We start from the raw sequence: 19,701 nt of genomic DNA on the forward strand, positions 1-19,701 counted from the left end.
CAGATTATATAACCATTAGTTATCTAGTTATCCGATTTATAACCAGCAGGACGTTTCCAACGTATGGGAGCTTTAGGCTCTGGTTTTAATTCAAATTCATTGCCTTTTAGTAATTTCAATGCTTCCTCCACTGCACGTTCTAACTGCGGATCTTTACCCTTAGACGTTTCTTTTGGATGCTGAATCACCTCAATATCTGGTGCTACACCTTCGCCTTCTACAGCCCATTTGCCATCGATATCATAGAATCCTCCTCTTGGTGCAACCATACGTCCACCATCAATAAAACGAGGAGTATCCCAAGTACCTACTAGTCCTCCCCAAGTTCTTGTACCAATTAAAGGTCCAATATTTTTCATTTTAAACATATAAGGCAATAAATCACCTCCCGAACCTGCACGTTCATTAATGAGCATTACTTTAGGTCCCCAAATGCCTGCAATTGGTGTCGTCCAAGGGCGCTTATCTCCAGCTTTACTATTAAAGTAACCAAAGAGCTCGCGAGACATCACATCTATCATGTAATCCGCGGCTGAACCGCCACCATTATTGCGCTCGTCAATAATAACCCCCTTTTTATCTTGTTGTGAGAAGTAATAGCGATTAAAAGAGGTAAAGCCTCCACCACCAGTATTAGGGACGTATACATAAGCGAGTTTGCCATTAGATAATTTATCCACTTTTCTTCTGTTGCTTTCTATCCAATCGATACCTCTTAAGTTACGTTCACTCCTAACAGGTTTCACCAAAACAGTTCTGGCATTAGTCATTGATGGTGTGGAATTCACTGTAATATTGATTTCCCTTCCAGCCGTTTGCTCTAATAATTCGTAAGGATTAGTATTTGCATTTAGTCGTTTTCCGTTCATGGCTAATAAATAATCACCTTCATTAACATCTATTCCAGGTTTTCCTAGTGGTGCATCTATATTAGGGTTCCAGCGCTCACCAGAATAGATTTTTGAAATCTTATAATTACCATTATCGTATTCAAAATCGCAACCCAACAATCCCACAGATACAAAATCCACATCCGGGAAATCACCTCCAGATACATAAGAGTGTCCAACGGCAACTTCACCACTCATAATATCCACGACATAGTTTAAATCGGTTCTATGGCGTACATGATCTATCCAAGGAGCATACCATTTGTAAACCTCGTCCCATGGTGCACCATGTACATTATCAACATAAAGGAAGTCACGCATGTATCTCCAACCTTCTTTAAAGATTTGATGCGCTTCTGCTTTTGGATCTAGTTTAATTTTGATGTTGACTTTTAAATTGTCTTTCCCAGGTTTAGATGGAGCAGAAGTACCAGCCATCACCCAACTACTACCTTTTCTTAATAGAATGGATTTTCTGTCATCTGAAGCGACCATTTGTGACACACCATCTGCAAAATCTGTCGCTTTTTCTTTTTCAACATCATAGGAATGCACTTTAAGTCCGCGTTCATTCGGAATAGATTCTGCAATAAATACTTTATGCTTAGGTGCTTTTAATAACGCCACGTAATTTCTGGCGGGTAAGTCTAAGGCAACTGCTCTGTCAAAAATGCCTTCTTCATCGATGCTAACCGTAACTCCATTATCTTTTTTGTCATCTTTCTTGTCTTTAGCATCTTTCTTTTCACCCTTATCTTCATCTTTTTTATTATCTTTCTTGTCAACGGCTTCCATATCATTCTTAGGAAGATTAGGCGCTTTATCGTCAGCACTTAGAACAATAGCATATAAACTTCTTTTTAAGTTGGCTCCTGGATCGTAATTACTCATGTCTAACCAACCGCTTTGTAAGCCATAATTAGTACTAGCCAAAGTGTAGATATATTTTCCTGAAGCATCCCAAACAGGTGAGATGGCATCTGCAATTGGATCCGTAATTTGAATGGTTTTTTTGGACGCTATGTTGTAAACAAAAATGGCCTTGAAATGACTATCTCGTTGTTTGGCATAAGCAATCCATTTGCTATCGGGCGACCATTTAGGATTCATGGAACGCACAGGATGTGCATAACGGTCTGTATCGATTGCTTTTGTTTTTTTGGTTTCTAAATCAATGATCCAAATAGTAAAATGAGTATCCGTGTAAGCTATATATTTTCCATCTGGTGACCAATCTGGTTGAAAATAAAACGTGGGATTTGGCAATTTTATAGCTTCAGCATTTTGCCCATCTTGGTCTGCTAACATTAACTGATATTCCCCACTTTTATCAGAAAACCAAGCAATTTTATCTCCTTTTGGTGACCAAATTGGTGTGCGGTCTGCTACGCCAGGTGAATTGGTGATATTTATCCATGTACCTTTATCTTTCGGAACTGTGAAAATCTCACCGCGATGTTCAAAAATAGCTCGCTTTCCTTTTGGAGAGACATTAGGATTTGTTAATTGAAAAGCAGAGACATCATCCCATTTTGTGCGGTAAAAGTTTAAATCGGCTTTAACATCAATACTTAATTGTTTTGTATTTCCAGTACTTGGGTCATAAACATGAAGATAACCACCTTGTTCGTAAACAATCTTGTTATTACTTGCATCCAAACTTTTAACGTCAAACTTTTTGTGGAAGGTAATTTGCTTTTCTTCTTTGGTAGACAGATTGAACGACCAAATATTCATAGTGTAATCGCGCTCAGACATAAAATAGACCATACCATCCAACCATACGGGATCTAAATGACGCTCTTTTGTCGGTTGAGAGGTTCTTACAAGGTCTTTGGTTTTCATGTTTACTACCCAAATAGGCATTGCTTGTCCACCACGATAATTACGCCATTCGGCATCCCAACTTGTAATGGGAGTGTAAGCAATATGTTCGCCATCAGTAGATATTTCTCCATAAGCCGCTCTAGGAATATCCAAAGCTTCTGGTAAACCACCTTTAATCGATATGGTAAAGAACTTATTAGTCATAGTAGGTTGCGCCTCTCGACTTGAACGAAATAATACTTTCCCATCAGGAGTCCAACCTTGTACAATATCAGCACTTGGATGATAGGTGAGTCGCTTAGGTTCACCGCCTTCAGAAGGAATTATAAATACATCTACATTGCCATCATACTGTGCGGTAAATGCAATCATTTTTCCATCATTAGAAAAATGTGGATTAGATTCATAGCCTTCATCACTGGTTAGTCTTATGGCTGTTCCTCCGTTAGTGGAAGCTTTCCATAAATCATTGGCATATACAAAGACTACATCATCACCATGAAGTGTTGGTTGTCTTAATAATTGTGTGCCTTGGGAAAAACTAGCAAATGTGCAACAGCATACTAGCAATACAAAAAAATGTCGCATTTTAGTTGGTTTTAGGAAGTGATTAAATTCTGAATATTTAGTGTTCCTAAAGATACAATATAGACAACGTGAATCTCGTAAAACAATGTTAAAAACCAACAGCTGTATCGTCTCCTCGATGGTCGGCACCACCTTCTAATGTGCCGTCTTCAAGTTTTAAAATGCCGTCGACTTTACCAATGATAGGAGTTTTAGTTTCATTTATAATATAACCTAGTGCTTTAAGCTGTTCTTTTAGTTTAGCACTGAATGAATTGGGTTCAATTCTAATCTCATCAGGCAACCATTGATTATGAAAACGAGGTGCATTGACAGCTTCTTGCATGGTCAATCCAAATTCATGGACATTTAAGAGGGTTTGTAAAACAGAGGTAATGATGGTTGATCCACCTGGAGTGCCAACCGACATATAGAAATCTCCATCTTTTTCTACTATCGTTGGCGTCATGGAACTAAGCATGCGCTTCTCTGGCGCAATACTATTTGCTTCAGCACCGATGAGCCCATAATAATTAGGCTCTCCGGGTTTACTGCTAAAATCGTCCATTTCATTATTCAAAAAAAATCCTAGCTCATCTACATAGAGTTTTGAGCCATAGCCTCCATTTAATGTTGTGGTTACGGCTATGGCATTTCCAAATTGGTCAACAATGGAATAGTGGGTGGTTTCATCACTTTCATAGCCGACAATATGACCATGGGCAATGGAATCTACAGGAGTTGGTTCATCAAAAGAAAAGTTTTTCATTCTATACTGAAGATAGATATCGCTCATTAAGGCTTCTACAGGAATATCCACAAAATCGGGATCTCCTAAATAATAGCTTCGGTCAGCATAGGCACGTTTTTCAGCTTCAACCAGAACTTGAATAGTTTTTAGTGAATTGTGACCATAGTCTTTAAGGTCGAAGGGTTCTACCATTTTCATGATTTGACCTAGACAAATACCGCCAGATGATGGTGGCGACATGGATGTAATTGTAAGGTCATCATACTGAAATGTAATTGGATCTCTCCATTTTGCTTCATATTTAGCTAAATCCTTTAAAGTAATAATACTGCCTTTAGATTGAAGATAGTTTACTAGGACTTCGGCGATTTCTCCCTTATAGAACTCATCAGAGCCATATTTTGCTATACGCTCTAATGTATATGCTAAATTAGGATTACTAATGATATCACCCACTTTTAGATTTTTGTTATAAAGAATCTCTTTTTCATTGACCACTCTGAGTATACTATCATATGATAGAATTCTTTGTTCTTGTTTGTTAGTAATAGGATAACCATTTCTGGCAAGCTCAATAACTGGTTGTAGAATAGTTTCAACATCAAGCCTTCCAAAACGCTGTTGTGCTTTAAAAACACCTGCAATAGTCCCGGGAACTCCAACAGCCATACTTCCAACGGTGCTTAAATTTTTAATAACACCTCCATTATCATCGAGATACATATGTTTAGTCGCTGCTATAGGTGCTTTTTCTCTATAGTCGAGTGCTCCTTTTGTTCCATCTGCCATTCTGTAGACCAAGAACCCACCACCTCCTAAGTTGCCAGCATAAGGATAGCAAACGGCTAGTGCCATCTCAGTCGCCATCATGGCATCAAAAGCATTTCCGCCTTTTTTCAGTATAGCAATACCTATTTCAGAAGCTTCCTTCCGAGCACTCACCACCATTGCTTTTTTGGCTATAAGTCCTCTTTTACTTGTGGTTGAAGCGTGTAATTCACGTTCATTTTTACAATTGAAAAAAGTAAATAAGACAAATAAAAGAAGTACAATACGAGTCATAGGTTATACAGTTGTTTAAGCTCTAAACGTTTATTATTACTAAAAATGATTAATTCTTCAAAAAATGCGGTAAAATCTTCTTCAAAGTCTTGGTAGTATTCCTTTAGTTCTTTTGTGGCTCCATTCATCCTTGAAATCCCTCTAGTTCTACGATTCATGCCATTTAAAACCGATTGAATACCATCAATACTAGCGTAACTCAAAAGCCAATTACCTTCTATCATTATTGGAGAAATATGTTGATACCTTGCTGGTAGAATGTCCATCTGTCTTTTTAGGCTTTGATAAAAACCCTCAACATAATCTGCTAAGGGTACATTAGAATAATTCTTCCAATTCTTAGCTAAAAAATGGTCGTAGAAAATATCAACGATAACACCACTGTAGTGCCCATAATTTTTGTGTAGCCTTTTAGTACTTTTTCTAAAGATTGAATGAGCGTCGGTAAAGGTATCAATGGCTCTATGAAGTAGAATACCTACTTGTAATTCATCCGTATAAGATTTGTATTTTTTACCTCTCACACCATCTGCCATAAAGTTACCAATGGTTATTAGTTCATTATCTCCTGATAGGTATATATGAGCTAGAAAATTCATTCGTCGAATTTACAAATTCATAATAACAAAATACGTTTTAGATATTATATTTGCTGAAAATCAAAAACCTATGACTTTAATAAAATCTATCTCTGGAATTCGCGGTACTATTGGTGGTGCTGTTGAAGAGAATTTAACACCAATTGATGCGGTTAAATTTGCCGCTGCCTATGGTACTTGGATTAAACAACAACGCCATAAGGAGAACTATAGGGTAGTGGTTGGGAGAGATGCGCGTATTTCTGGTGAAATGATTCAGAGCTTGGTGATGAATACGCTAGTAGGCATGGGCATTCATGTGATAGACTTAGGTTTGTCAACCACACCTACGGTTGAAGTTGCCGTACCCATGGAACATGCGGATGGTGGCATTATACTTACGGCAAGTCATAACCCGAAACAATGGAATGCCTTGAAACTATTGAATCATAAGGGTGAATTTTTAAATGGGGTTGAAGGCAAAAAGATATTGGAGATTGCTGACTCTGATAACATGACTTTTGCAGAAGTTGATGATTTAGGCAAAATCACAAAAAATGATGCCTATATCGATATGCATATCGATGAGGTTTTAAAGTTACCACTAGTAAACAAGAAAGCTATTAAAGCTGCTAAGTTTAAAGTGGTTGTGGACGGTGTCAATTCAACAGGCGGCATCGCTATTCCATTACTATTGGAACGCTTAGGTGTCCATGCTGTGAAATTATATTGTGACCCAACAGGACATTTTCCACATAATCCAGAACCATTAAAGGAACACTTGGGAGATTTAGCGGAAGCTGTCGTTAAACATCATGCTGATTTTGGGATTGTTGTTGATCCAGATGTGGACCGCTTGGCTTTTATGGATGAAAAAGGAGAGATGTTTGGTGAAGAATACACCTTAGTAGCCTGTGCTGATTATGTGCTGAGCAAAACCCCAGGTAATACGGTGAGTAATATGAGTTCAACCAGAGCCTTGAGAGATGTTACGGAGAAACACGGTGGAATGTATGGGGCTAGTGCTGTAGGGGAAGTGAATGTTGTGGAACTTATGAAGAAAAACAATGTAGTGATAGGTGGTGAAGGCAATGGTGGTATTATTTATCCTGAATTGCATTACGGTAGAGATGCACTAGTTGGTGTAGCCTTGTTCTTAAGTCTTCTGGCCGAAAAGAAAATGACCGTTAGTGAGTTAAGAGCAACATACCCGAATTACTATATGAGTAAAAAGAAAATTCAGTTGACACCCGAGTTAGATGTGGATGCAATTTTAAGTGCTATAGAATCGAATTATAGTGATGAAAATATAACAACAATTGATGGTGTTAAAATTGATTTTGCTGACTGTTGGGTACACTTGCGAAAAAGTAATACCGAACCAATCATTAGAATATACACTGAAGCACAATCTCAAGAAGCTGCGGATAGCTTAGCCAATCGATTTATAGCAGAAATTAAGGCAGTTGCTAATATTTAGTATCTTTGAAGCTCAATTAAAACTATTTCATGGCCCTGATTTCTGACATTAAGAAAAATGCTATTGCTAATTTAGAGGCTTATTTTGGTCAATTCAGAAGGCATATCATTGGTCAGGATCAAACCTTCGTGTCTCCATTTGGTGAACAAAAAATCATCTATACGGATTGGACCGCTTCGGGTCGTTTGTACAGACCTATAGAGGAAAAGTTGCTAAATGATTTTGGCCCTTTTGTGGCGAACACCCACACTGAAACTACGGTGTCTGGTACTGCAATGACCAAAGCTTACCACAAAGCAAAGCATATTATAAAAGAACATGTAAATGCCAATGAAGACGATGTTTTAATTGTCTGTGGCAATGGTATGACAGGAGTGGTTAATAAGTTTCAGCGTATTTTGGGACTCAAGGTACCTGAGAATTTGAGGCAATATGCAGATATTCCAAACGAAATACGCCCTGTAGTTTTTATATCACATATGGAACACCATTCCAATCAAACCTCATGGTTAGAGACTATGGCTAAAGTGGAAGTAGTACCACCAAATGAGGATGGGCTGTTTAGTCTTGAAAACCTTGAAGTACTGCTTGAACGCTATAAAGATTGTACCCTTAAAATATGTTCTATTGTTGGCGGCTCTAATGTTACTGGGATTCAAACTCCATACCATGATGTGGCTAAACTGATGCACAAACATGGAGGTGTTTGCTTCGTGGATTTTGCTTGTTCTGCACCTTATGTGGATATAGATATGCATCCTGAAGATGAGGAGGCTCAATTGGATGCTATTTTCTTTTCACCTCATAAATTCTTAGGTGGCCCAGGTACCTCAGGTGTTTTGATATTCAATAAAGAACTATATAATAATATGGTACCTGATTGTCCTGGTGGTGGTACCGTAAGTTGGACCAATCCTTGGGGCGAACATAAGTATATTGATGACATTGAAGACCGTGAAGATGGTGGTACTCCAGGCTTTCTTCAAACTATAAGAACAGCACTTTCCATTAAACTGAAAGAGCAAATGGGAGTGGCCAATATATTAGAACGCGAGCACGAGTTAATTGCTATTATTTTTAAAAAGTTGGAGTCCATTCCGAATATAAATATACTTGCTGGTCAACATAAAAATCGGTTAGGAGTGATTTCGTTTTATATTGATGATTTACATTACAATTTAGGTGTTAAACTATTGAATGATCGATTTGGCATTCAAACACGTGGAGGCTGCAGTTGCGCCGGGACTTATGGTCATTTTTTATTGCATGTAGATCAGCAAACCTCTAAAGAGCTAACCGATGAGATTTCTATAGGGGATTTGGTACGCAAACCCGGTTGGATACGTATGTCCATTCATCCAACGACAACAAATGAGGAAATAGAGTTTGTTTGTGATAGTATTATAGCTTTAGCTAAACATCACGACGCATGGTCGAAGGATTATGAGTACTCACGTTGTAATAATGAGTTTATTCACAAATCACAAATTGACAAACCATGCAGTGCTACTAATGTAGATCATTGGTTCGATTTAGATTAGGCTTTCTTCGGAGCTTTGTCTTTATGCTTCCAGCGCTTGTGGGTCCACAAGTAAAATTCAGGTTTAGCTTTGATTTGTTCTTCTAAAAGACGGTTGAATTTTTGGGTTATTTTAAATTCGGGTTCCACTTCTGGGTTTTCAGAAAGTGATACAATTTCAGCCTCATAATAACCGCGTTTCACTTTATCAATCTTTAAAAAACCAATAGGGTAGTTGTACTTTTTAGCGACTGCTTCTGCACCTATAAAGCAAGGGACATTAATTCCCATAAAATCAAGCCATACGTTGTTAACGCGCAATTTGGGAGATTGATCACTCAAGAAAGCAATCATGCGCTTTTCCTTCTTTCTATGAAGTGCTTTTATGCGGCCAATTGCTTTTCTTGAACTTATGAGTTCGGTGTTATATTTTGACCTGATTCGTCTTACTAAATTGTCAAAATAAGTATTGGCAATTGGCTTGTATAGGACGAGTCCAGGAATAGTAATATGAGATTGTAACATTATGGACCACTCATAGCTTGCATAATGCCCAAACATTAAGATGGAACTATTTTCTGAATCCTCTAGAGCCTTTATTTTTTCAGCGTTTTTGAGTACAAATCGCTTACTTAATTGATGTTTTGAAATGCTTAGTGTTTTTACCATTTCTAAAAACAAGTCACATAGATGTTTGTAAAATCTTTTAGTAATGGTATTGATTTCTTTTTCAGACTTATCAGGGAAAACTAATCTTAAGTTACCTTTTACTGTCGATTTTCTGTAGCCAAAAATTCTATAAATAAAAAAGCAGATGATGTCAGATAAGGCATAGAGCAACCTAAATGGCAACAAGGAGATTAACCATAATATTGGATAAATTAATATGTAAGCAATAAGTTGCATAAAAGCGTGTTCTTTCTGAAGCGCAAATATATTATATTTGGTTTAATAGATATTTTATGTACAATTTAGATCCTGTTACCATCGCGATTATTGCGGCAAATGTTATTATGTCATTAAAGGGTTTTGATGACCGTTTGTTTTTTGAAAAATACAAGTTCAATGTAGGCAGTATAAGACGTGGAGAACAGCTTAGAATGTTGAGTTCGGGGTTTTTGCATGTGGATAGCATGCATTTATTTTTCAACATGTTCACTCTTTATTTTTTTGCAAACCCTGTTATTATTGAGCTTGGCAGGCTCAATTTTATAATTATTTATTTTGCGAGTCTAATATTCGGCAACTTATTATCACTATATTTTCATAAGGAGGAATATTGGTACAGTGCCGTTGGTGCAAGTGGTGCAGTTACTGGTGTGCTATATGCAGCGATTTTACTTCAGCCAGAAATGCGTTTAATTATGTTTTTTATTCCAATAGAGATTCCTGGTTATGTATTTGGAATAGGCTATCTCTTATATTCTATATATGGCATGAAGAATAGAATTGGCAATATTGGTCATGATGCCCATTTTGGTGGTGCAGTTGGCGGTTACGCCGTCACACTGATTTTAATGCCTAGCTTATTTGAAACAGATTTAGGTCATGTAGGATTATTGGCTATACCAATAATTATTTTATATGTGCTCTACAAAACGGGGAAACTAAACTAAATTTTTATTGATTTTCAATAAGTGACTTAATTCTGTTTTCTAATTGTTGACCTCTCAAATTTTTATCGACAATCTTTCCATCTTTATCTAAAATGAACGTCGCAGGAATGGCATTAATATTGTACAATTTAGCGACTGGGTCATTAAAATACTGTAGATTGGAAACGTGATTCCACGTCAATCCGTCTTTTTCAATGGCACTTAACCAAGCTTGCCTCGGATTTTGCTGCCTACTTTGCCCATCTAAAGATACACCAATGATTTCTAGACCCTTATCATGATACTTCTCGTAAACCTTAACGACGTTAGGATTTTCTCTTCTACATGGTCCGCACCATGCTGCCCAAAAATCAATAATAGTAACTTTTCCTTTTAAGTCATTGAGACTAATCATATTACCATCTGGGGTGGGGGCTTCAAAATTTGGAGCTACCTTGCCAATAGCTAAAGCCGCTTCCTTTTTACTTTCTTCAGCAAGAATTTGTACGGTTATATTTAAAGTTTTCCCTTTAGGTGTTGCTTTTAAATCTTCACTTAAACTATTATAGGCCTTAACTACTTTTTTGCCATCGATACCTCTGACCTTGGTTTGCTGTTCTAACAATATTAAAGAAACAAAACTATTTGGATTTTCGTTTATATAATTAAATCCATAATCTAAAACCCTACTTTGTTCACTTTTTAGTTTTTCTTCCAAGGATTTCACTTTAGCAGTATCTTTCTTATAAATGGCTTGGCGCCTTTCTATATGAATCTCTTGTAATTCAGATATCATAGCTTGTAAGCCATCATTGAACTTTTTATATTCATCATTAATCTGAGAACCGTTAATTTCTGATGCATTAATATCATCTTTATTGAAACCAATAGATATAGCTTCATTATCCAATAGAAAAGCAAGGGGTCTTTGAACATTGTCAATCTTAAGGAAATATTGCCCTGGGTTATCTATGTTTCCCTCAAAAACAAACTTTTCATTCATAACAATAGCTGTATCAATAGGAGTTTGTCTTCCTCTTTCATCAGCAGCCATAATATAGGCTCTTATACCATTATAAATACCAGGCGCATCAACATTAATTACATAACCATCAGATTTTGTATCCGATTTACAAGAGATAAATAAAATTGAAATAAATAAAACAAGTACTGATTTCATAAGAAAAAATTTAATTCTACAAATATAAAAACTATGCTTAAAACATCTAAAAAGTGGATGTAAATTAAATCTTAAAATCCTTCTGACTTCCCTTAGGAATCCCGTATTTTACAATACTTTTGCAACAAAGTAAAGAATTATGCATAACGATACTATTGTAGCTTTAGCCACACCATCAGGTAGTGGTGCTATTGCAGTTATCAGATTATCAGGGAAAGCAGCAATTGAAATCGCCTCAAAAGCATTTAAGTCGGTTTCTAACAAGAATCTTAAAAAGCAAGCTACACATACAATTCACCTAGGTCATATTGTTGATGGTGATAAAACGCTAGATGAAGTTTTAGTATCTGTTTTTAAAAATCCTAATTCTTATACAGGTGAGGACGTTGTTGAAGTATCCTGCCATGGGTCTTCATACATTCAACAAGAGATTATACAGTTGTTTTTAAGGCTGGGATGTAGAATGGCCACAGCAGGTGAGTTTACATTAAGAGCTTTTTTGAACGGGAAGTTGGATTTAAGTCAGGCAGAAGCCGTAGCGGATTTAATATCTAGTGATAATGCAGCATCGCATCAAATTGCTATGCAGCAAATGCGCGGTGGGTTCTCTTCGGAAATTGCAAAGTTGAGAGAAGAGCTCCTAAATTTTGCATCCTTGATAGAGTTAGAACTCGATTTTGCAGAAGAGGATGTGGAGTTTGCGGATAGAACACAGTTTAAAGAGTTAATTGAGCGTATCCGTTTTGTATTGAAGCGCCTTATTGATTCTTTTGCGGTAGGTAATGTAATTAAAAATGGAATTCCAGTTGCTATTGTAGGTGAACCCAATGTGGGTAAGTCTACATTGTTAAATGCCTTGCTTAACGAAGATCGTGCAATCGTATCAGAGATTGCTGGAACCACAAGAGATACGATTGAAGATGAAATTTCAATTGGAGGTATAGGTTTTCGGTTTATTGATACGGCAGGCATTAGAGATACTGAAGATGTTGTTGAAAGTATAGGGATAAAGAAGACTTTTGAAAAAATCGAACAGTCGCAAGTTACTATGTACCTATTTGATGCGCTTAAAAATATCAATGATTTGGAGATTGTGCGAATAGAGATTGAAAAAATAAGAAATAAATATCCACAGAAACCACTTTTAGTAATAGCTAATAAAATTGATCAGCTAGACGATACTCAAATGGCCCACATCAATAACGCCATTGCAGATGTCCTTTTATTATCTGCTAAAACAGGTTTTGGTGTTGAACAATTAACAAATTCATTGTTGAATCTAATCAATACTGGTGCTTTGAGGAATAATGAAACTATAGTGACCAATTCACGACACTATGATGCGTTGTTAAAAGCTTTTGAAGAAATCCAAAAGGTGCAACATGGTTTGGAAACTGGTTTGTCTGGGGACTTATTGGCAATAGACATTCGCCAGGCTTTATATCATTTTGGTGAGATTACCGGTGAGATTACCAATGATGATTTGTTGGGTAATATCTTTGCTAATTTCTGTATTGGGAAATAACTTAGACCTACTAAGCAAACTAAACAAATATAAACAACTGATATATAAAATTTTAGGTTGTAAAAGAAAACCTATCTTTTGTGTTTTTGTTTCAATTAAACTATTTTAATCTCATATCTGTACCTTTTTTATTTCGAGGTACAAAACGGTACAAAAATTTGTCACATGAATGTATCCATTAGAGAACGAAAGAAAAAAGATGGTAGGGAGCTTATATTTGTCTTATTGCTTTTATCATAGAACCCTCAACCTTAACACTTTATTATAAGTCATTGAAGAAAAGAACTCACCACCATTAGTTAAGAGTATTCGACTTGAATTTTTTTGATATTCAATTTGACTGATATGCTGAGTGTTGATTATAACTGATTTATTAATACGAATAAAATCTTTTGGCAGTATAGCTTCCAATCTTTTTAACGTTATACGGATAAGTCTTTTTTCTGCTTTAGTATGAACATGCACATAGTATTTATCCGATTGTATATAGATGATATCTTTGGCTAAAAATAGATGAGTCTTATTGCCTTCTGGTATACTAATTTTCGAATTTTTACCTTGTAAACTCTTTTTTAAAACATTAAGAATTGTAGCATCTAAAGGGGGATTGTTGTTTTTAATAACACGAGAAATAGCAGTATTAAAACGTACTTCGTCATAAGGTTTCAACAAGTAATCTATGGCCTCGACCTCAAAGGCTTTAATAGCGTAATTATCATAAGCGGTAATAAAAATAATTTTACTGGTAATAGATGTTTGTATATGGGCTAATACATCAAACGCGGTTTTATCTTTTAATTGAATGTCTAACAATAATAAATCCGGTTGATGCAGAGGTATTTGGGTAATAGCTTCTTGTCCACTTTTTAATGACGTAATAAGTTCTAAAGATGGATGCGCTTCCACCATTTTCGCTAACCTACGTCTCGCGGGTCCTTCATCTTCTACGATTATAGTCTTAGAAATCAAATTTGAAAACTTTTACCTAGATACAAGGTAATAAAAATTGAAAAATAGTTTTACATTAATACGACGTATTAAATTTTCAAATAATGTAAGGATACAATTATTGTTTGATAATTTTCAAATTGACACTATTAATTCGTACAAAGTATATTCCAGTAGTTAAGTTTGATACATCTATTTTGTCATCTCTATTAACAATCCCTTTCTTAAGAAGCTGCCCATTGATGTTGAATATTTGAAAATCACTAGTCTTTGTAAGATTAGATATTTCTAAAAAATCTTTAACGGGATTGGATTTCAAATCAATCTGAAAGTTTTTGTTTTCTTCAATATCTAGCGTTGCTTCAGTTGACCTAGTATATGTAAAACCACCGCCTACATTATTCACTGCCCAAAAAGTAAAGTTTATATCAATATATATGTCATCTGTAATTAGGTGTAATACCATAGGGTTGTTAACGATATTGTTACCAAGCTGATTGTTTAAAGTTGTTGATAAAGTGGCAAAGGTTAAATTTCCTATGCCATCTGACAAACTTCCCAATGCCCATTCTGTATCAGTTGGTGATGTATTTGTTGCCCCAAAACCAGAACCAGATTCTTGCTGAATATTAAAAATTGACATATTAAACTTGCGAGTTAGCCAAACATTGTCTGTTATCCTGTCTTGGTTTTGTGCTAAATTCCAGTCAGCGCCATTAGGTTTGTTGAATGTAATTGTTGGTCCGTTCCAGATGGTTTGAGAGTAAGATGTAAATGTTGCTAGTAATAATAGAAATAGAAATAAAGTAGTTTGATGTTTCATGCTGTTATTAGTTTTTTCAAAACTAAATTTTATTGGGTGGCTGATTTCTTATTTGAAACGTTGTATCTGTTTTTTGCAACATTTTACACGAATTATGAAATTTCTTCTTTTTCATAATATTCTAATAATTCTATTGAATTCACTATCCACTCATTATTCTGATGAATAGAAAAGAGAAATTTGTCACCATAATGCACATTTAACCGTTTTTCTACCAAACGCAAACCATTACCTTTATTAATAGGTTGTGTCAAAACACTGCCATTATTTTTAACTTCGACAAGTCCTTTCTTTATTCTAATTTTTATGCTCAATTGATTGTCATTATTTTTAAATCCATGTTTTATGGCATTCTCTACCAAAGGTTGTATTATGAGTGGTGGTACCATGAAGTTATCTAATTTATCAGGTATATCCCAAGTAACCTTAAGTTGTGTTTCATATTTGGCCTTTTCAATATTAATATAGGTTTTAAGCGTCTCTATTTCTTCATTAATCGTTACAAGTTTATAGGGTTCTAAGTTAACTGTATACCGCAGTAAATCACTAAGTTGTATAAGAGACTCTTGCGCTTTACGCTTATTTTCATCAATTAAAGCAACAACATTGTTAAGAGCATTAAATAAAAAATGAGGTTGCAATTGTGCACGTAGAGACTGTAGCTTAACCTTATCCATTTCATTTTCTAAACTCTTCTGTTTTATAATGGATTGTGCATTTTTTTTAAAAAAATCATGAGCATATAATATTGCTATAAATATCAAGTAGGTTTTTATAGAATTGTGCAAATCGGTAAAGAATAAATTAAAAACGCGCTCTTTTAGTTGCGTTGTTATTTTTCCAAAAGCTTTAAGTTCATAAGTTAGACTCAAAGATCCTATATATAAAATACCGAAAACGAGAGCGTGCAAAATTATGGCTATGCCTTTTAAGAACACAGAATTTATATTCTTAATGTAGTCATATAAAGGAATAACATAAAGTAGTATTAAAAAACAACCGATAACTAATTGTATCAATGTGTAAATTATATAGTCCGATAAACGCCACATCTGTTGAGGGTTGTAATAGCCTACTAGCTTCATCTGAAGAAGAACGAATACTACAATTAATCCCCAAGCAATAAAAAGGTACTTAAACCGAGATGTAAATAGTTTATTAAAGGCTACCATAAGTATTTTTATTGCAAATATCAACTTTTTAAAAGTTTGAAGATTGTGAAAATTGCTTAATTCATAGCACGGTAATAATGTCTTGTTTCAAAATTCCAGTAGTTGGTTTCATAATTCTCGTAGGAAGTTTCATTTAAGCTTTACAGTGAAATTTATTGGTCATTTTTGATTAGAACAAATTTACTGTTATGAAAATCATCAAATTCTTAATACTAGTACTTTGTGTTTTATCTATTCAAGTTTTTGCGCAACAGCAAAAGCCTGACTTAGATTTTGATGTAAGCATCAAAAGCCCAAAATATTCAGATGAATATACAGCACTTATTGGGGTGGATGATTCACACAATAATTCACATACCATTGATGGTGGCTTTCAACCTTTTGCTAAATTATTGAGAGCAGATGGCTATCAATTACAACCGGTATCAAACATTACATCAGCTAATTTAAAGTTGCTAAACACATTTATAATTGCAAATCCAATTCATCAATCTAACATAGGTAATTGGAAACGTCCTATTGAAAATGCGTTTAGTCCTCAAGAAATCCAAGTGCTAAAATCATTTGTAATTAATGGTGGTAGTTTGATGGTTATTGCCGACCATATGCCTTATGCTGGTGCAACTAATGAACTGGCTAAGGCATTTGGTTTTAATTATGAGGATGGTTTTGTAATGAGCGAAAAACAAGTATGGCCACCAGAAGTGTATTCAAAAAAACAAGGCAATTTATACGAAACGGTTATTACTAAAAATATAGATTCACTTGCAGGATTTACAGGTTCTGGTTTGAGAATACCTGAAAACGCTATTAAAGTTGCAAGTTTTCCTAAAACACATAAGTTATTAATCCCAGAAATAGCGTGGCAATTCGAAAATAACACAAAACGTTTAGATGCGTCAGATTTAATGATGGGAGCTATTATGCACTTCGGTAAAGGGAAGGTAGCCTTTTTTACTGAGGCTGCGATGTTTACCGCCCAAATAGTAAAAGACAAATTCAAAGTTGGATTTAATTCACCAAGGGCACCACAAAACAAACAATTTGTTCTTAATGTTATGCATTGGTTAGATAATGGCAAAATACAAAAACGGCAAGAACAAAACAGTCCTGACTATCAAATTGTAAAAACCCTATTAAATAAACAGGCTAAAGCCTATGAGGCAAACAAAATGGATGAAGTTGCTAATTACTATACCACTGACGCTATTATCTATAATCCAAATGGCAATGAGATTAGGGGTATTAATGACGTTACTGTTTATTGGAGGCAATTGGACGGTATAGCGGTGTCTTGGAAAACTCAAATATTAGAGACCGAAAGTATTGGAGAACAAGTTCTGGCAATTTGTCGATTTGACATTGTTTATAAAAAAGGTGATGAAGCAGTTACAGCAAAATCAAAGGCAATATTAACAATAAAACAACAAGATGGCGAATTTAAGATCTATAGGGACTTCTATATGCCAATAAGGTAGAAAATAACTGTTTATGCAAGTCTTTCTAAAACCATCAGTCTTCTCATTTATAGCCCTATTATGGTTGTGTAAGCCACAAGTTAAAGTGCCATATAGCAATAATCTGTCGATAGAGATAGATGGTGAACTAGATGAAATTGATTGGCAAAAGGCTTTAGTTGTTCAGTTAGAAAGAAATAACAAAATCATGCTTATTCAAAACGATGATTATGTATTCATAGGATTAGATAACGATGAAAGTGTTTTAAGGTATGCTGATGTTTACATTGCAAATGAAATTAATGAAATAACAAACTTTCATGCATCTATGCAACTCGGTGAACGCAAACTTATAGAGGGTTGGAATGATACCGTGCCAAAGTGGAATTGGGGAAATCATAAAAATTGGATAGCCAACAGGTTATTGTTAAGAGGAAAAGACCTAGAAGATCTTAATGAAAGTCAGCTAAATAACTACAACGATTACGAATTCAAAATATCTAAAAAGAAGTTAGCGAGTACAAATTTGAAAATGTATATAGAGATAAAAGATATGTATGGTGTCGAAACAAATGTATGCTTTCCCAATGATACAATTAGATATGAAGTTAAAGACTGGAAAATAGTTCATCTATAACGATTACAATTAATAAAACAAAACATATGCGATTAATTAACAAACACTACTTTTTTGTTGTACTAGCTTATATGTTTACGCTTTTAAGTTCTTCTCAAAGCTTAAAGACGACCTATAGCTATCCAATAATCAACAAGGAAAGTATCCAGAGGCAGGAAGATAAAATTATTGGTCAATGGAAAGGTCCAGAAGATGTGGTTTTCGAAGTTGTAAAAAGACAAAGAGATTATATAGCCAATGTCATTAATCCAGGTAAAATTGAAGTTTTTAAGAAAAGGAAGTCAAATATTCAATGTAAAATTTCAAGATGGCAAATATATTGGCACCTATCGTCGGTATTTTGAACAAGGGGCTGCAACAGATGACCCTTACGAATTACATCTAATAGAAGAAAAACTCACAACAAATTACAGAGTTACATACACAAAATTAAGTATCAACTAACATCAAATAATAAGTTATGGAGAACGTAAAAATTAACGTAATCGCTGTAGTAGCTGCAGCACTATCAATGTTTCTAATCGGTGGTTTATGGTATTCGCCAAAACTATTTGGTAATCAATGGCTCAAAGAATTAGGTAAAGACAAATCATTTCTAGAAACAGGAAATATGAAACTCATCTTTGGTGGCGCATTTATTTTGGCTTTAATCATGGCTTTTAATTTGGCAGGTTTTGTAAGTGGCTACGAATCTTGGACATGGGGCTTAATTGGTGGTGCATTAGCAGGTTTGGGATGGGTAGCAATGAGTCTGGGTATCATATATCTTTTTGAAAGGCGCAGCATGAAAATATTCCTCATTAATGCTGGCTATATCGTAGTATCTTTTATAGTAATGGGAATAATACTAGGACTATGGAAGTAAAACAATTAAAACAATGTTTTGGACTTCTCATCCTACTTTTAGTTTACTCAACTAGTGGATTTTCGCAAAGCATAAACTACGACCGCTCCATCAAACAATATATTGTTGCTGAATTTAGTCCTAATAAAAGCGCCCAGATAGATGCTTCAAAAAAAATGCAAGTTCAGAAAGAGCATATGCAATATATACAATCCTTAGCCAAGGGCAAGAAACTGGTGTTAGCAGGTCCCTATCTTTTTGGTGGCGGACTATTCATTTTAAATACAACAGATGAAGAACAAGCAAAAAAATGGGTAGACGCTGACCCAACCATTAAAAATGGTATCAACACTTATACTTTGAAAAAGTGGATGACAGAAAAAGGCTTGTTCACCTTAGATAATACCAAATCAGTAAATGAAGACTATGGAAAACTAAACGCAAATGCGCCAAAAGAAACCTTGCAATATGGGCAATTGGTTGGTAAATGGGATGTTGAGGTTTTAAACCTTACAAAGGAAGGCAATTGGACTAAAGGTAAAGCCACCTGGGTATTCAAATACGTAATGGGTGGCTATGCTGTACAAGATTATTGGACACAATTGGCAAAACCAAATGACGACAATAGTAAAGACTATTTCGGTTCTAATATTAGAATATACAACCCAGATAAAGAAGAATGGAAAACGGTTTGGTTAGAATCTGATAGTAATAATATGCAAGGTGTTTGGACATCCTATACGAATGAAAACAACGAAATCATTTTACATGACGATACCAAAAAATGGGAAACTAAATTCTATAATATCACCAAGGATAGTTTCGACTGGAAATGGGATTTCAAAT

17 protein-coding genes are annotated in these 19,701 nt (G+C 35.2%); 9 read left to right on the top strand and 8 right to left on the bottom strand.

Annotation, left to right across the window (positions count from 1 at the left end; genetic code table 11):
• Window positions 1–23: 23 nt before the first annotated feature.
• The 3 genes from Q0992_RS14340 to Q0992_RS14350 all read right to left on the bottom strand — a co-directional run bounded on the left by Q0992_RS14340 (window position 24) and on the right by Q0992_RS14350 (window position 5,696).
• Entirely contained in the window at window positions 24–3,305 is a 3,282-nt protein-coding gene (locus Q0992_RS14340) for a S41 family peptidase (RefSeq protein WP_299525878.1), read from the bottom strand.
• An 88-nt stretch (window positions 3,306–3,393) separates the two neighbouring features.
• On the bottom strand, window positions 3,394–5,097 hold the full coding sequence (gene ggt / locus Q0992_RS14345; RefSeq protein ID WP_299525881.1) for a gamma-glutamyltransferase: 1,704 nt from the start codon (window positions 5,095–5,097) through the stop codon (window positions 3,394–3,396).
• Window positions 5,094–5,696: an acyl carrier protein phosphodiesterase gene (locus Q0992_RS14350; RefSeq protein WP_299525883.1), complete on the bottom strand. Its 603-nt coding sequence runs from the start codon at window positions 5,694–5,696 to the stop codon at window positions 5,094–5,096. The genes ggt and Q0992_RS14350 overlap by 4 nt, the downstream gene beginning before the upstream one ends.
• A 70-nt stretch (window positions 5,697–5,766) precedes the next feature.
• On the opposite strand from Q0992_RS14350, the gene glmM reads away from it, so the two are divergent.
• Both glmM and Q0992_RS14360 read left to right on the top strand, forming a co-directional pair.
• The gene (gene glmM, locus Q0992_RS14355) at window positions 5,767–7,155 is read left to right on the top strand and encodes a phosphoglucosamine mutase (protein WP_299525891.1); all 1,389 of its coding nucleotides are present in this window, start codon (window positions 5,767–5,769) and stop codon (window positions 7,153–7,155) included.
• 29 nt (window positions 7,156–7,184) lie between these two features.
• Window positions 7,185–8,696: an aminotransferase class V-fold PLP-dependent enzyme gene (locus Q0992_RS14360; protein ID WP_299525897.1), complete on the top strand. Its 1,512-nt coding sequence runs from the start codon at window positions 7,185–7,187 to the stop codon at window positions 8,694–8,696.
• Here Q0992_RS14360 and Q0992_RS14365 read toward each other — a convergent pair.
• On the bottom strand, window positions 8,693–9,580 hold the full coding sequence (locus Q0992_RS14365; protein ID WP_299525900.1) for a lysophospholipid acyltransferase family protein: 888 nt from the start codon (window positions 9,578–9,580) through the stop codon (window positions 8,693–8,695). The genes Q0992_RS14360 and Q0992_RS14365 overlap by 4 nt on opposite strands.
• A 56-nt stretch (window positions 9,581–9,636) precedes the next feature.
• On the opposite strand from Q0992_RS14365, the gene Q0992_RS14370 reads away from it, so the two are divergent.
• Window positions 9,637–10,290 carry a rhomboid family intramembrane serine protease gene (locus Q0992_RS14370; protein ID WP_299525903.1) on the top strand — a complete coding sequence of 218 codons (654 nt, stop codon included), beginning with the start codon at window positions 9,637–9,639 and terminating at the stop codon, window positions 10,288–10,290.
• A 4-nt stretch (window positions 10,291–10,294) separates the two neighbouring features.
• On the opposite strand, the gene Q0992_RS14375 is transcribed toward Q0992_RS14370, so the two are convergent.
• On the bottom strand, window positions 10,295–11,449 hold the full coding sequence (locus Q0992_RS14375; protein WP_299525906.1) for a TlpA disulfide reductase family protein: 1,155 nt from the start codon (window positions 11,447–11,449) through the stop codon (window positions 10,295–10,297).
• A 136-nt stretch (window positions 11,450–11,585) separates the two neighbouring features.
• On the opposite strand from Q0992_RS14375, the gene mnmE reads away from it, so the two are divergent.
• Window positions 11,586–12,974: a tRNA uridine-5-carboxymethylaminomethyl(34) synthesis GTPase MnmE gene (gene mnmE / locus Q0992_RS14380; protein ID WP_299525934.1), complete on the top strand. Its 1,389-nt coding sequence runs from the start codon at window positions 11,586–11,588 to the stop codon at window positions 12,972–12,974.
• 234 nt (window positions 12,975–13,208) lie between these two features.
• On the opposite strand, the gene Q0992_RS14385 is transcribed toward mnmE, so the two are convergent.
• The 3 genes from Q0992_RS14385 to Q0992_RS14395 form a co-directional block, all read right to left on the bottom strand.
• On the bottom strand, window positions 13,209–13,943 hold the full coding sequence (locus Q0992_RS14385) for a LytTR family DNA-binding domain-containing protein (RefSeq protein ID WP_299525909.1): 735 nt from the start codon (window positions 13,941–13,943) through the stop codon (window positions 13,209–13,211).
• A gap of 97 nt (window positions 13,944–14,040) precedes the next feature.
• Entirely contained in the window at window positions 14,041–14,745 is a 705-nt protein-coding gene (locus Q0992_RS14390) for a T9SS type A sorting domain-containing protein (protein ID WP_299525912.1), read from the bottom strand.
• A gap of 92 nt (window positions 14,746–14,837) precedes the next feature.
• Window positions 14,838–15,941, bottom strand: a complete 1,104-nt coding sequence (locus Q0992_RS14395) for a sensor histidine kinase (protein WP_299525915.1) — start codon at window positions 15,939–15,941, stop codon at window positions 14,838–14,840.
• 164 nt (window positions 15,942–16,105) lie between these two features.
• Between Q0992_RS14395 and Q0992_RS14400 the strand changes: the two genes are divergently transcribed.
• The 5 genes from Q0992_RS14400 to Q0992_RS14420 all read left to right on the top strand — a co-directional run.
• A complete protein-coding gene (locus tag Q0992_RS14400; RefSeq protein ID WP_299525918.1) occupies window positions 16,106–17,395 on the top strand; it encodes a DUF4440 domain-containing protein in 1,290 nt (429 codons plus the stop codon).
• Window positions 17,396–17,408: 13 nt separating this feature from the next.
• Entirely contained in the window at window positions 17,409–18,011 is a 603-nt protein-coding gene (locus tag Q0992_RS14405) for a hypothetical protein (protein ID WP_299525920.1), read from the top strand.
• A gap of 26 nt (window positions 18,012–18,037) precedes the next feature.
• A complete protein-coding gene (locus tag Q0992_RS14410; protein WP_299525923.1) occupies window positions 18,038–18,355 on the top strand; it encodes a hypothetical protein in 318 nt (105 codons plus the stop codon).
• Between the two features lie 116 nt (window positions 18,356–18,471).
• Window positions 18,472–18,876 carry a DUF1761 domain-containing protein gene (locus Q0992_RS14415; protein WP_299525925.1) on the top strand — a complete coding sequence of 135 codons (405 nt, stop codon included), beginning with the start codon at window positions 18,472–18,474 and terminating at the stop codon, window positions 18,874–18,876.
• Window positions 18,867–19,701: YciI family protein (locus Q0992_RS14420; RefSeq protein WP_299525928.1), on the top strand; the 835-nt coding region annotated here is incomplete at its 3' end. The genes Q0992_RS14415 and Q0992_RS14420, both read left to right, overlap by 10 nt.

This window comes from Winogradskyella sp. (genome assembly GCF_028289625.1).
GTDB lineage: Bacteria > Bacteroidota > Bacteroidia > Flavobacteriales > Flavobacteriaceae > Winogradskyella.

Coding starts and splice junctions, on each gene's coding strand:
- Q0992_RS14340 (WP_299525878.1), bottom strand. CDS start 3,305: ATGCGACATTTTTTTGTATTGCTAGTATGCTGTTGCACATTTGCTAGT.
- ggt (WP_299525881.1), bottom strand. CDS start 5,097: ATGACTCGTATTGTACTTCTTTTATTTGTCTTATTTACTTTTTTCAAT.
- Q0992_RS14350 (WP_299525883.1), bottom strand. CDS start 5,696: ATGAATTTTCTAGCTCATATATACCTATCAGGAGATAATGAACTAATA.
- glmM (WP_299525891.1), top strand. CDS start 5,767: ATGACTTTAATAAAATCTATCTCTGGAATTCGCGGTACTATTGGTGGT.
- Q0992_RS14360 (WP_299525897.1), top strand. CDS start 7,185: ATGGCCCTGATTTCTGACATTAAGAAAAATGCTATTGCTAATTTAGAG.
- Q0992_RS14365 (WP_299525900.1), bottom strand. CDS start 9,580: ATGCAACTTATTGCTTACATATTAATTTATCCAATATTATGGTTAATC.
- Q0992_RS14370 (WP_299525903.1), top strand. CDS start 9,637: ATGTACAATTTAGATCCTGTTACCATCGCGATTATTGCGGCAAATGTT.
- Q0992_RS14375 (WP_299525906.1), bottom strand. CDS start 11,449: ATGAAATCAGTACTTGTTTTATTTATTTCAATTTTATTTATCTCTTGT.
- Q0992_RS14390 (WP_299525912.1), bottom strand. CDS start 14,745: ATGAAACATCAAACTACTTTATTTCTATTTCTATTATTACTAGCAACA.
- Q0992_RS14400 (WP_299525918.1), top strand. CDS start 16,106: ATGAAAATCATCAAATTCTTAATACTAGTACTTTGTGTTTTATCTATT.
- Q0992_RS14405 (WP_299525920.1), top strand. CDS start 17,409: ATGCAAGTCTTTCTAAAACCATCAGTCTTCTCATTTATAGCCCTATTA.
- Q0992_RS14410 (WP_299525923.1), top strand. CDS start 18,038: ATGCGATTAATTAACAAACACTACTTTTTTGTTGTACTAGCTTATATG.
- Q0992_RS14415 (WP_299525925.1), top strand. CDS start 18,472: ATGGAGAACGTAAAAATTAACGTAATCGCTGTAGTAGCTGCAGCACTA.